We start from the raw sequence: 12,766 nt of genomic DNA on the forward strand, positions 1-12,766 counted from the left end.
CGACCGGGGCCCGACCAGGAGGAGACAATGCGCGATGACATGTATCACGCCGCAACCCCAATCGCCACGCGCGAGGCTTGCTGGCTTACGCCGTCGATTCAGAAGTCCCATGAACGCTCGGAGGTATTCGGTCTGAGCGAGTCCATGCGCCCCGATTACGACGTGCTGCCCGCCGGCGAACTCGCAATGAAGCTCGAGCAGAACCGCATCCTCTGCGCGCACGCCACGCCGGTGATGGAAACGCTGCATGAGCAGATTGTGAACACTCAGAGCATGATCGTGCTGACCGACGCCGAAGGTCTGATCCTTCATTCCATCGGCGACGACGATTTTTTGCGGCGTGCCGAGAAAGTCGCACTGCGGCCGGGCGCGAACTGGGCGGAGAGCCGGCAAGGCACGAATGCAATCGGCACGGCGCTGGCTGAACGCAGTGCGACTGTCGTGCATGGCGAGCAGCACTATCTCGCGGCGAACCGGTTTCTGACCTGTTCGAGCGTGCCGATTCTCGATCCGTATGGCGATCTCATCGGCGTGCTCGACGTCACGGGCGATCATCGCAGCTATCATCAGCACACCATGGCGCTCGCGAAAATGTCCGTGCAGATGATCGAGAATCATCTGTTCGCCAACACGTTCCGTGAGACCTTGCAGATTGCCTTTCATGGCCGCCCCGAGTTCCTCGGCACGTTGATGGAAGGCATCGCCGCGTTCACCTGCGACGGCCGCTTTCTGTCCGCGAATCGCAGCGCGCAATTCCAGCTCGGGCTGCCGCTTGCAGGGTTGCGCGCGCATACGCTGTCGTCGCTGTTCGGGCTCACGAGCGCGCAGTTGATCGACCGCCTGCGCATGCATCGCGACCGGCATCTGTCGCTGAACCTGAGCAACGGCGCGGTGGTCTGCGCCAATGTGCAATTCCGCCGCACGACGCTCGCCGACGAGCCCGCTCGCTTTCATACGTCGAACGAAGCGGCGGCGGGCAAGCGCAACGAGCCATGCGCGCCGCCCGCGAATCCGCTATCGACGCTGAGCCAGCTCGACACCGGCGATCCGCGGATCGCGGCGGTCATCACGAAGGTGCGCAAGGTGATCGGCAAGAACATCCCGATCCTGATCACCGGCGAGACGGGCACCGGCAAGGAACTGCTCGCGCAGGCCATCCACAACGATTCGCCCCGGCGCGCGGCGCCTTTCGTTGCGGTGAACTGCGCGTCGATACCGGAGACGTTGATCGAGTCGGAACTGTTCGGCTATGAAGAAGGCGCGTTCACCGGCGCGCGCCGCAAAGGCGCCGTCGGCAAACTGCTGCAAGCCAACGGCGGCACGCTTTTTCTCGATGAAATCGGCGACATGCCGTACCCGTTGCAAGTGCGCCTGTTACGCGTGCTGCAGGAGCGTCTCGTGAACCCGCTCGGCTCCGCCAAGTCGATTCCCGTCGATGTCGCGATCATTTGCGCAACGCATCGCGATCTGCGCGAAATGATCGCGCAGAGCCGCTTTCGCGAGGATCTGTACTACCGGCTCAATGGACTGGTCGTCAAATTGCCGCCGCTGCGCGAACGCACCGATTTGTCGGCGGTGATCAAGAAGATGCTTGATTGCGCGTCGGCCGAGAACGCTGGCGACCAGCCGCTCAGCATCGCCGGCGACGTGATGACGCTCTTCGAGCAATGCGCGTGGCCCGGCAACTTCCGCCAGCTCGGCAATCTGCTGCGCACCGCGGCCGTGATGGTGGATGCCGACGGCGAGATTCGCCGCGAGCATCTGCCTGACGACTTCTTCGACGATCTGCGCGCCGCGCGGCCATCGTCGACGCATGCAGCGGATGCGCTGCCGCTGCCCAGCGGGCGGCTGCATGACGTCGCCGCGAGCGTGATCGCGAATGCGCTCGCGCAGCATGGCGGCAACGTGTCGGCGGCGGCTCGCACGCTCGGCATCTCGCGCAATACGATCTATCGCAAGCTGCCGGCGCACGGCGCGAACAATAGCGAAGACGCCGCGTGAATCGCGCGCATTGCACTGCTCCGTTGTGCAACACGAGTGTGCTGGAATTGAACAGCGCGCGGGCATCGGCGGCTTGCTCGCGCTTTACGTGGGCTGCAAGCACACATGGATAAGTTCGGCATGGACCTTGCGTTTGAGCACGGGACCGCTTCACCGATGCGGTTTTTTAATCAAACGTCCTATCCAAGGAGACAGCCATGCAGTGGACTACCCCCGCCTACACCGATCTGCGTTTCGGTTTCGAAGTCACGATGTATATCGCCACACGCTGAAGCAAGCATGAAGCGCCGCCGCGCGCGTCACCGAACGTGTCGCGCGCGGCGGCCTGCCACAACGGACAAAAAGGCGTGCTTCGTATGACCGCTCAGAATATTGAACGCTGCATCGGTCCGAGGCCGAATTTGCGCCCGCACTTTCGCCTGCAACGGGAAGTCGCCGAAGACGGCTATGTGCTGCTCTCGCCGCAAGGCGTAGTCAGATTGAATCCGAGCGCAGGCGAAATTCTGAGCCGCTGCGACGGCAAGCGCCAACTCGACGACATCATCGGCGAGCTCGAGGCTATGTTCAACGCGTCGGATCTCGCCACGGACGTTTACCGTTTCATCGAACATGCGCGGCAGCGCGGCTGGGTGGAGTGATTTGCGGTTGCGTGCCGAATGGCGTTATTGACGCACACGCATGAAGCGCCCGGCGATTCTCCGTTGCTCGGAAGAACCGCCGGGCGCTTTCTTTCGTTGCCGAAGTTTGCGCTTGCGCGTTGGCTTTTCAGCGCTTCACGCTATTGCGAAGTGCCTGCACTGAGCGAGCTACCCGCGTTCAACGGTTTCGACGAAGCCCTCGCGCTCTCATCCGTCAACTTCGTCTTCCCGGCGCTGTAGCCGTTCGAATACAGCAGAAACGCCATGATGTCCGCGTAATCCTGCGGCTTCATCTTGCCCGGACGGTCCGCCGGCATGTTGTTCGCCATGTATCCATACACACCGCCGATGGTCAGCTTCGCATTCGAGGTCGGCGCGAACGACGGGCCGCGCAACGCCGGCGCGTTCAATCCTTGCAGCTCGGGACCGTGGCACTTCGCGCACGCGCTCGAGTACAGCGTCTTGCCATGCGCGACCTGCGCGCGATCGAAAGCCGGCGCGTCCGCGGGCACGGCTGCATCGACCTTGATGAAATGGCCGCGCTCGATCTCACGGCCGCCGGCTCGCATGATCGGCGATTTAACGTCGGCACGCCGAGGACCGTCGCGATAGAGAAACGCCGCTGCGTCGGGCGCACTCGCCTGCGTCATGCGCGGCAACGTCCAGCCGCGCGTCAGCGCGGCGAGCCTGCCGTCGGACTCCATCTTGCGCAACGCGGCGTCGATACGCGGCTGCAACACCGCACCGTTTTTGCCGAACGCAAATACCAGGTGCCAGTCCGCATACGCCGAAGCGGCTTGCGCGATATGAAAGCTCCGCCCGGGATGCGTGTTCGTATAAGCGACGACAGCCGGATACCAGACGATCGCGCGCTGCGCATGCCCGCTTGCGACGGCATCGACGGTAAGCTCGGCCGTGTTCTGCAGATCGAGCTTCACGTTGGGCTGTTGCACGGCGATCAACTGCGCGGGGCTCGCATAAGTGGCCGCGACGATTTCCGCGCCGCCCGCATGCGCCGCGGATTCCTGCATCGTCACGCTCACGTAACCCGAGCGCAGATAGGCACGCGAGAAAACGAGCTTGCTGCCGGAGCCGTCGGCGATATCCGAGCGCGGAAAGCCGGCGATCGCATCGCACTTGCGCGCGAGCGCCTTGTCGAGTTCCTTCAGCGATACGCCGTCGTCGTCGCTGCTCGCGAAGCCGCCTGGCGTGAGCGTAAAGGCGATGCCCGCGGTGCGAAACGCTTCGCGCGTCACGGCCTCGTCGAGTGCCGTCGACGGACTGCCTGGAAACGTGCAGACGCGCACGCCCGCGCTCGCGTGGCCGGGCATCAGAGCGCCACTCGCGAGCAATGCGCCGGCGAGAGCAAAAGAGTTGAGTCGAGTCTTCATGGTCTTGCTTCCGGAAAGAAGCGGCGCCGCCGCAGCCTGGTTGCTCGAGCGAATGTGCATCGGGCAGGACCGGCGCCGGCGCCGCGTGGGCATCAGCCGCGATTGAGTGCGAACACGTAGAGCGTGCCGCCGCGCGGGACCTTCTCCGCGGCCTTCGCCATCGGTCCGCCCCAGATCGGATTGGCCCCGCCGTAGCCGGCGAGAATCGCCACGTACTCCTTGCCGTCGACTTCGAATACCGACGGTTGCGCCACGATGCCGCTCGCCAGTTTCGGGCTTTTCCAGAGCACTTTTCCGGTCGCCGTGTCGAATGCGTACAGATGGCCGTCGAGCGAACCGCTAAACGCGAGACCGCCCGCGGTCGTCGCGACGCCGCCGTTCCACGGCAGCTTGCTCCAGAAACTCCACAGCTTCTTGCCGGTGCCGACGTCGATAGCCTGCAGTTCCCCGTAGCCCTTGCTGCCGGGCTCCGGCTTGATCTCGAAGCCTTCGCCGAGGTACGGCAGTCCTTCCATGTACGTGACCGACTTGCCGGACAGCGACATGCACGCATGCAGCGCGGGAACGATCGCGATGTGCTTGTCCGGATCGTACGAAACCGACCACCAGTTCTTGCCGCCGAGAAAGCTCGGGCACGTTTCGATCGTCGTGCCGGTCTTCGGATATTTCGCCGGGTCCTGGATCGGCGCGCCGTCCGCTGTATAGCCGGTCACGGAGGTGGCCTTGACGAAGGGCTTCGCGTAAATCAGCTTGCCCGTCGACCGGTCGATTGCGTGAAAGTAGCCATTGCGGTCCGCATGGATGATCGCGTCGTAGTCCTTGTCCTGATACTTGATATTGGCAAGCACCGGCGTGTTGACGCCGTCATAGTCCCAGGTATCGTGTTTCGTGTACTGGTAATGCCATTTGAGATCGCCGGTCTTCGGATCGAGCGCGAGCAGCGAATCCGAATACAGGTTGTCGCCCGGCCGCAGATCCGCGAGCCAAGGTCCGGGATTGCCGACGCCCCAGTACAGCGTTTTCGATGCCGCGTCATACGTGCCCGTCAGCCAGGCCGGCGCGCCGCCATGCTCCTGCATGCCGTCGGGCCATGTGTTCCCGCCCTTCTCGCCGGCCGCGGGCACCGTGAAGCGCTTCCACAGCACGTTGCCGTTGTCGGGATTCAACGCCGCGATAAAGCCGCGCGCGCCATATTCGCCGCCCGCGCTGCCGACCACCAGCGCGCCGTCGAGCGCGAGTGGCGCAAGCGAAAACGCGTAGCCGACTCCGGGCTCGAACATCGCCTTGCGCCATGCCGGCGATCCCGTTTGCGCATCGAGCGCGACGACCTCGCCGTTGAGCATCGCCACATAGACGTTCTTGCCGTACAGCGCGACGCCGCGATTGATCACGTCGCAGCAGGCGGTCTTGAACGATTCGGCGCTGAGCTTCGGTTCGAACTTCCACAGTTGCTTGCCGCTTGCCGCGTCGAACGCATAGACGTTGTCTTTCGGCGTGGTCACGAAGAGATAACGGCCGTTGACGATCGGCGTCGCTTCGAAGCCCTGTTGCAGCTCGGCCGGAAACTTGTAGCTCCAGACCTGCTTCAACTGCTTCACATTCGACGTGTCGATCTGCTTGAGCGGCGAGTGCGCCTGGCCGTTGTAGGTGCGGTAGTACGTGAGCCAGCCGGGATCGCTTTGCGCGGCGGTCAGCCGTTCGTAGGTGACGGCTGGATAATCGTCGGCCACCGCCGCCGTTGCGCATGACAAACCGACGGCCGCGGCGACGCTTATCGCAAGCGCTCCTCGCCGCATCGTCCGAATCGAACGTGCTTTCATCCTTGTCTCCTGGTGTCGACCCGAGCTTGAGTAAAGCGCTGCTCCGGTCACACATCACATGCTTGCTGTTGAGTTATCGACGCGAAGCCGGACGGCGACGCCATCGTCTGGGGAACGCAGTCTGGCTGCGAACCGTTCGAGGCAAGTCGCATGCCATTGCGGCATGGTTCCGGCGCAAGACGCGCCGGACTAAGGAGAGGAGGAAAGCTGGAGCGATCCGCGCGCTAGGTCAGCGTGATAAGGGCTGTTGCACGTTGAAGCAATCCATCGCCGATGTGTTGCTAAAAAAGACAGCGGGCGTTGGGTCGGAAGTGTGGGGAGAGCCGCCGCGCTTACGGCGCGAATCGCGTGAACACGTAGTCGCGATCCTTGACCTTCGCCGCGTGACACGCGAAGCAGGTCTGGTGTTGTGCGGCATCGACCGGCTGGCCGTTGACGAAGCGCCCGAAACCCCAACCGCCTGTCGATGCATAACGGCGCGAGTCCTTCACCATCACCTGGACCGTGGTGGGCGGTCCGGGAATCGTCGCGGTCGCGAACTCAGGCGACTGCTTGCGCTTGTATGCGAGCTTGACGAGGATCGTGCCGTCGGGATACGGCAGCGTCGAGTTCTCGATCGCCTTGATCGCCGCGGGGTTGCCGAGCACGACGCGCAGCTCGTCGAGCGGCGCGGCCTCTTCGGCCGGCGCGATCATCTGCCACTTGCGGTAGCCGTCGGGAATCGTCACCCCGTAGATCGGCGACGGCGCCGACTTCGCGGGCCCGGCCAGCGCGTGTTCCGCGACTGCGCCGAGCAAAAGCGCCGCGCTCAGCGCAACGTATGCGGTCCGTACTTTTCGCATCTGCATCGTCATGTGCCTGTCTCCGCTTCGTCCGCTTCGTCCGCTTAAAAACGGGCGACGTCGATGACGGCGTCGGCGAAGGCTTTCGGCGCTTCCTGCGGCAGGTTATGCCCAGTGCCGCCGCCGACATTGCGATGCGCGTACTTGCCGGTGAACTTCTTCGCGTATGCCGACGGCTCGGGATGCGGCGCGCCGTTGGCGTCGCCTTCCATCGTGATGGTCGGCACGGAGATAGTCGGCCCCTTCGCGAGACGTTTTTCCAGGTCGTCGTATTGCGGTTCGCCCTGCGCGAGTCCGAGACGCCAGCGGTAGTTGTGAATCACGATCGCGACGTGATCCGGATTGACGAACGAAGCCGCCGAGCGCTCGAACGTCGCGTCGTCGAAATTCCATTTGGGCGACGCGGTATGCCAGATCAGCTTGTTGAAGTCGTGACGGTTTGCGTCGTAGCCCGCTGCGCCGCGCTCGGTCGCGAAGTAGAACTGATACCACCACGCGAGTTCCGCTTTCGGCGGCAACGGCGCCTTGTTGGCTTCCTGGCTGCCGATCAGATAACCGCTCACCGAGACCATCGCCTTGCAGCGTTCCGGCCACAGCGCCGCAATGATGTTGACGGTGCGCGCGCCCCAATCGAAGCCGCCGAAAATGGCCTTGTCGATCTTCAGCGCGTCCATCAGATTAATGATGTCGAGAGCGATGACGGCCTGCTGCCCGTTACGCGGCGTATCTGCCGAGAGAATGCGCGTCGAGCCGTAGCCGCGCAGATACGGCACGATCACCCGATAGCCGGCGGCGGCCAGCAGCGGCGCGACTTCGACGTAGCTGTAAATGTCGTACGGCCAGCCGTGCAACAGGATCACGACGGGACCGTTTTGCGGACCCGCTTCTGCATAACCGATGTTCAGCGTGCCCGCGTTGATCTGCCGAAGGTTCTCGAACGAGGTCGCGCCCGCGCCCGCCTTCGCGCCAGTGGACTGCGCATGCGCGAGTCCGCTCAAACCAAGTTCCATCAGGCTGATGCCCGCGACGGTCGTACCGAGCAGACGGCGACGCCGGTTATTAATCTGTTCAGTCATGGCTATTTCCTTTTCTTTTGAATGAAAACTTGCGAGAGCCTGCGCGTTGCCAGTCCGGCCGGCGTGGAAGTATTAGACGCCTTCAAAGTATCCGCCGTATGTCCACGACGCACGCCAGTGCAACGTTATGTGTCGCCCGGTTGTGTAGATACATTGGGATACAAAACGGACATGGCATTCGATCCGGCAAAAGCTGAATAGAAGCGAAAGCAGAAATTTGTTTCTCAATGTGTATGAAGTCCAAAGCGATACACAGCCTTGCAATAGCCCCTTCCCACGACACAAGCCAGATACCTCTCCCGGTTCTAATGCATTCCAACGACGGACTCTGATCGACGCAGCACGGCAAGCCTCACTGCCGATAGCGGCTCGCAGATGCCCGTACGGATGCTTTCCATTTGAACTGTTCCAGGAGAACGACATGAAAGTTTCGATCATCGCTTTGGCCTTTACTGCTTTCGCCGCTTCGGCAATGACTGTTTCCGCTTATGCAGCGAATCCGGCGGTCAATTCCGCCACCGCAAATGCCGGCAGCTACGACGCGCAGCAAGCAACTCAGTGGGCACTGGTTCAGCCCGCAACGACAGCGAAGACGCGCGCCGACGTTCGTCAGGAACTGGTGCGCGCCCAGAAGGACGGCCAGCTCGCGGCACTCAGCAAGATCTATCAGGGTAGCTAAGTTTTTCCATTCAATCTTGGAGGTTTCATCATGATCAAGCGTCTCGTCATCGCCGCCGTTCTTTCCACCAGCGCCGCGATCGCCGCGCCGGTTTTCGCCAGCAGCGGCTACGGCCCCGCGCCCCACTACGACCCGCTGATCGGCGCACCGTCGTCGCAACGCGGCCAGAGCGCCGAGACCGTTCGCGCCGAACAAACCTCTCTGATGGCGAACGCGGACATCGACGCGCAATCGTACGGCGGCATGCACGACACGACTTCGCAGGCCGGCTCGCGTTCGGCGCCGCACGCATCGGACGCATCGAATACATCCATCGCGCCGTATGCACATCATTGAACGCGAGTCGACTGATCGATAACTTGCCGGCTCGCCGCGATGAGCGCGCCGGTTTCTCATAGCGTCAGGAAATAAAAATATGTCTTCAACACCGTTTTCTCCCGCTCGACGTCACGTGCTGGCCGCCTCCGTTGCAGTCGGCGCGATGGGGCTGATTCCCGGCTCGGTGTTCGCCGCCGCAGGCGACAGCAAGATCCGTCCGTTCAAGGTCAACGTGCCGGAAGCCGACCTCGCCGATCTGCGCCGGCGCATCGCGGCCACGCGCTGGCCTGGCAAGGAAACCGTCGCCGACGAATCGCAAGGCGTGCGGCTCGCCAGAATGCAGGCGCTCGCGAAGTACTGGGGCACCGATTACGACTGGCGCAAAGGCGAAGCCAAACTGAACGCGCTGCCGATGTTCATGACTGAAATCGACGGGCTCGATATCCAGTTCATCCACGTACGTTCGCGCCACAAAAATGCGTTGCCGCTCATCATGACGCACGGCTGGCCTGGCTCGATCTTCGAGCTGATCAAGGCCATCGGGCCGCTCACCGATCCGACCGCGTATGGCGGCAGCGCTGACGACGCGTTTCACGTCGTCGTTCCCTCACTGCCTGGCTTTGGCTTCTCCGAACAGCCGAAGAAGACCGGCTGGGGATCGGATCACATCGCGCGCGCATGGGGTGAACTGATGGCGCGGCTCGGCTATACGCGCTTCGTTTCGCAAGGCGGCGATTGCGGATCGGTGATCTCGCACCGCATGGCGATGCAGAAGGTGAAAGGGCTGATCGGTATTCACGTCAACATGCCGGCGACCGTGCCGCCGGACATCGCGACGCTGCTCACGCTGGGAGAACCCGCGCCCGCCAATCTGTCGCCGAAAGAGAAAGCGGCGTATGACTCGCTGAATGTTTTCTATCGCGACAATTGCGGCTATGCGCAGATGATGGTGACGCGGCCGCAGACCGTCGGCTACGCACTCGCGGATTCGCCTGTCGGCCAGGCCGCATGGATGTACGACAAGATTTCGCAATGGACCTATAGCGGCGGCGTGCCGGAACGCTCGCTCACACGCGATGAAATTCTCGACGACATCTCGCTCTACTGGCTGACCGACAGCGCGACGTCCGCTGCACAAATCTACTGGGAAGATCATTCGAACAACTTCAACGCGGTCGATATCTCGTTGCCTGCGGCGGTGACGGTCTTTCCTGGAGAGATCTATCAGGCGCCGCGTAGCTGGACCGAGCGCGCCTATCACAATCTGATCTATTTCAACGAAGTCGATAAAGGAGGCCACTTCGCCGCGTGGGAACAGCCGCAACTCTTCGCGACTGAGGTTCGCGCTGCGTTCCGCAGTCTGCGTTAGGCGGCGCGTGAGTCACGGCGACTGCATTGCGCGTGCATTGCGCGCACATTGCGCGGTCGCCGTGACGTTTGCATGCCACCAAGGAACGGTGCGAGTTCACGCCGCGAGAGGCAGCGTCAATCTCGCTTCGAGTCCGCCGCTATGGCGATTTTCCAGTTGCAGTTCGCCCTGCATCGCGAGCGTCAGACGCCGAGCGATCGCGAGTCCCAGGCCCGATCCCGGCGCACGCGCTGCCGTCTGCGGCGCACGATACCAGGGCGCGAATACCGCTTCCATTTCGGCCGGCACAATGCCCGGCCCCGAATCGACGATCGCGACGACCACGCGACGCGCATCGACGCGCACGCACAGGCGCACGTCGTTGCCATAGCGCAATCCGTTGTCGATCAGATTGACGAGCACCCGGCGCAGCGCGTGCGGACAGGTCACGACAGGATGGCCGACCTCGCCTTCGAGTTCGACCGAGCGGCCCATGTCCTTATAGTTATCGACGAGCGCGCCGAGCAGTCCGTCCGCATCGAAGCGCCGCAGCGGCGCGCCGGCGCAGCATTGCATCCGCGCGCAGGCGAGACTCGCTTCGACCAGCTCGTTCATCTCCGCGATGTCACGCTCTATTGCGCTGCGCAATTCTCCTTCGTCGACTCGCTCGCAGCGCAGGGCCATGCGCGTCAGCGGCGTGCGCAGATCGTGTGCATAGGCCGCCAGCACGTCGAGCAGTTCGGCGACGCGTTCGGCCTCGCAGCGCTGCGCGCCGTTGATCGCACGCGCGAGCCGCGCGACCGTGGACGGCCCGAACTCCGGCAAACTTTGTGGCAAGGTGCCCGTGCTGCTGCGTTGCTCGATCGCGGCGGCAAGCCGCGCGATGCTCGAACGTTGCTCGTAAGCATGCACGCCCAAGGCCGCCGCGAGCAGCGCGAAGCCCGTTGCGAGCAGCCAGAGAAGCGGCAGCAGATAGCCGCCGGCGCGGTACGGCTGTGCGTAGAGCATCGCTGCATGGGCCGCGGGCATGCTTATCGCTATGAATACGGCGAGCACGCGAGCCGTCCAGAGCAATAAACGTCTTGCCGCGCGAGTTCGAATTTTCAGCAGGGAGTTGGGCGAGGCTTCACGCGACACGGTCCAATGGATGAAGGTCATCTTCGTTCTCCTGGCACCGCCACGTCGGACGGCTTGGCAGAATAAGATCATGCGGGGCGGGGTTCGCACCATCAGACATGGGGTCGTCTACCCCCTACTAAGGTTTGCCCTCGTCATGCGGTGGTGTACTTTCGGTTAGCCGTGTCCGAGCGCGCGAGGCCGCTGGCGGCGGCCCGCACGGAAGGGATCATCGTCGGTAACGACAACGAGTTGTTCGGGCGCCCCGACATGCGGGCGCCCGAACAACTCATTAAGCTGACGTTTGTATGTGCACGGCCTGCAAGCCCGCCTGCTGCTATTGCGCCGCTTTCGCTGCCGCGATGATCGTGTCGGCGACCAGCTTCGGCTGGCTGACCATTACGACGTGGCTTGCATTAGCCATCGTGACGTGCGCGCCGATGTTCTTCGCCATCGCCTGTTGCAGATGCGGGTCAATCATGCGGTCCTGCCCGGTCACGACGAAATACGACGGCTTGCCGTGCCACGCCGCTTTCGTGACCTTCTCGCCGATACAGGCCGAGGCCCACGGACCTTGCGTCGCCGCGATCACACGGCGTTGCGGCAAAGGCACGTCCTGCGCGAAGTCCTCGAGTACGGCTTTCGTCGACAGAGTCAGATAGCCCGCCGAGTCTTTCTGCAACTCGCCGGCCCACACGGGCGCCGGCTTTCCTTTGGTGATGTCGTCGATGGACTGACCGCTGTCCGGCGCAAACGCGGCGACATAGACGAGGTTTTTGACCTTCTCTTCGTTGCCTGCTTCACTGATGACCACGCCTGCCCACGAATGGCCGACCAGCACCACAGGTCCGTCCTGCTGCTCGATCACGCGTTTGGTCGCAGCGACGTCGTCGGCCAGCGAGCTCAGCGGATTTTGCACGGCGACCACGTGCGCCCCTCGCGCTTCGAGTAGCGGAATCACTTTGTCCCAACTGGAACCGTCGGCGAACGCACCGTGCACGAGCACGACGTTCTTGCCCTTCAGATCCTGCGGCGGCGCGGCGTGCGAAGCCTGCAGCGCAAACAGGCCGCCGAGCAACAGCGCGGCACCGGCGAATTTCTTGAGAAGTCTTGTCATTTGTTTTTCTTCCGACGAGAGAGTTGACGACGCGCGCTTTACGCCCGGTTAAGCGCGCCGTCGCGTGAATCACGAATGCGCGTAGATCGGGCCGAGACCGACCACGTCTTGCTGCGAAGTCGACACGTGGTTCACCGACGAGTGCGAACCCGCCGCCGAACGGCTTTGCTCGACGCCGCCATATGCAGCGGATGCCGAGCCGTTCTGGGCGGCAATGCGCGCTTCGGCCGCTTCGATGTTGCTCGGATATTGCGTGTTGTCGCTGGCCGGGTTGTAGCCGGCCTTCTGCAACTGGACGAGTTCCGCGCGCACATCGGCACGCGTCAATGCGTGAGTCGATTGAGCGAACGACACGGCGGGAACGGCAACGAGTGCTGCAACGAGAAGGGATTGAACGAGTTTCATGAGCTTTCTCCAGAT

13 protein-coding genes are annotated in these 12,766 nt (G+C 62.9%); 6 read left to right on the plus strand and 7 right to left on the minus strand.

Going from position 1 to position 12,766, the window contains the following annotated elements; translation table 11 throughout:
- Window positions 1–27: 27 nt before the first annotated feature.
- The 3 genes from CUJ91_RS28760 (at window position 28) to pqqD (ending at window position 2,639) form a co-directional block, all read left to right on the plus strand.
- Window positions 28–2,001, plus strand: a complete 1,974-nt coding sequence (locus CUJ91_RS28760) for a sigma-54-dependent Fis family transcriptional regulator (RefSeq protein ID WP_114157736.1) — start codon at window positions 28–30, stop codon at window positions 1,999–2,001.
- Window positions 2,002–2,198: 197 nt separating this feature from the next.
- Window positions 2,199–2,273 carry a pyrroloquinoline quinone precursor peptide PqqA gene (gene pqqA, locus CUJ91_RS28765; RefSeq protein ID WP_013341955.1) on the plus strand — a complete coding sequence of 25 codons (75 nt, stop codon included), beginning with the start codon at window positions 2,199–2,201 and terminating at the stop codon, window positions 2,271–2,273.
- Between the two features lie 84 nt (window positions 2,274–2,357).
- A complete protein-coding gene (pqqD, locus tag CUJ91_RS28770) occupies window positions 2,358–2,639 on the plus strand; it encodes a pyrroloquinoline quinone biosynthesis peptide chaperone PqqD (RefSeq protein WP_114157737.1) in 282 nt (93 codons plus the stop codon).
- A gap of 140 nt (window positions 2,640–2,779) precedes the next feature.
- On the opposite strand, the gene CUJ91_RS28775 is transcribed toward pqqD, so the two are convergent.
- From CUJ91_RS28775 to CUJ91_RS28790, 4 genes are all read right to left on the minus strand, one after another.
- Entirely contained in the window at window positions 2,780–4,030 is a 1,251-nt protein-coding gene (locus CUJ91_RS28775) for a c-type cytochrome (RefSeq protein WP_114158092.1), read from the minus strand.
- Between the two features lie 92 nt (window positions 4,031–4,122).
- On the minus strand, window positions 4,123–5,850 hold the full coding sequence (locus tag CUJ91_RS28780; RefSeq protein ID WP_114157738.1) for a methanol/ethanol family PQQ-dependent dehydrogenase: 1,728 nt from the start codon (window positions 5,848–5,850) through the stop codon (window positions 4,123–4,125).
- A gap of 332 nt (window positions 5,851–6,182) precedes the next feature.
- A complete protein-coding gene (locus tag CUJ91_RS28785; RefSeq protein ID WP_053860799.1) occupies window positions 6,183–6,692 on the minus strand; it encodes a cytochrome P460 family protein in 510 nt (169 codons plus the stop codon).
- 44 nt (window positions 6,693–6,736) lie between these two features.
- Window positions 6,737–7,768 (minus strand): alpha/beta fold hydrolase, encoded by a 1,032-nt coding sequence (locus tag CUJ91_RS28790; RefSeq protein ID WP_053859916.1) that lies wholly within the window; start codon window positions 7,766–7,768, stop codon window positions 6,737–6,739.
- 421 nt (window positions 7,769–8,189) lie between these two features.
- Here CUJ91_RS28790 and CUJ91_RS28795 point away from each other — a divergent pair, with 421 nt between their 5' ends.
- The 3 genes from CUJ91_RS28795 to CUJ91_RS28805 all read left to right on the plus strand — a co-directional run bounded on the left by CUJ91_RS28795 (window position 8,190) and on the right by CUJ91_RS28805 (window position 10,134).
- Window positions 8,190–8,447, plus strand: a complete 258-nt coding sequence (locus tag CUJ91_RS28795; RefSeq protein ID WP_114157739.1) for a DUF4148 domain-containing protein — start codon at window positions 8,190–8,192, stop codon at window positions 8,445–8,447.
- A 30-nt stretch (window positions 8,448–8,477) separates the two neighbouring features.
- The gene (locus CUJ91_RS28800) at window positions 8,478–8,783 is read left to right on the plus strand and encodes a hypothetical protein (RefSeq protein ID WP_114157740.1); all 306 of its coding nucleotides are present in this window, start codon (window positions 8,478–8,480) and stop codon (window positions 8,781–8,783) included.
- A 79-nt stretch (window positions 8,784–8,862) separates the two neighbouring features.
- Window positions 8,863–10,134: an epoxide hydrolase family protein gene (locus CUJ91_RS28805; protein WP_114157741.1), complete on the plus strand. Its 1,272-nt coding sequence runs from the start codon at window positions 8,863–8,865 to the stop codon at window positions 10,132–10,134.
- 96 nt (window positions 10,135–10,230) lie between these two features.
- On the opposite strand, the gene CUJ91_RS28810 is transcribed toward CUJ91_RS28805, so the two are convergent.
- The 3 genes from CUJ91_RS28810 to CUJ91_RS28820 all read right to left on the minus strand — a co-directional run bounded on the left by CUJ91_RS28810 (window position 10,231) and on the right by CUJ91_RS28820 (window position 12,751).
- Window positions 10,231–11,271 carry an ATP-binding protein gene (locus tag CUJ91_RS28810; protein ID WP_114157742.1) on the minus strand — a complete coding sequence of 347 codons (1,041 nt, stop codon included), beginning with the start codon at window positions 11,269–11,271 and terminating at the stop codon, window positions 10,231–10,233.
- Between the two features lie 295 nt (window positions 11,272–11,566).
- Window positions 11,567–12,346, minus strand: coding sequence for an alpha/beta fold hydrolase (locus CUJ91_RS28815; RefSeq protein WP_114157743.1), 780 nt, complete (start codon window positions 12,344–12,346; stop codon window positions 11,567–11,569).
- 69 nt (window positions 12,347–12,415) lie between these two features.
- The gene (locus CUJ91_RS28820) at window positions 12,416–12,751 is read right to left on the minus strand and encodes a DUF4148 domain-containing protein (protein WP_006047166.1); all 336 of its coding nucleotides are present in this window, start codon (window positions 12,749–12,751) and stop codon (window positions 12,416–12,418) included.
- Window positions 12,752–12,766 lie beyond the last annotated feature (15 nt).

It is taken from the genome of Paraburkholderia graminis (assembly GCF_003330785.1).
Classification (GTDB): Bacteria; Pseudomonadota; Gammaproteobacteria; order Burkholderiales; family Burkholderiaceae; genus Paraburkholderia; species Paraburkholderia graminis.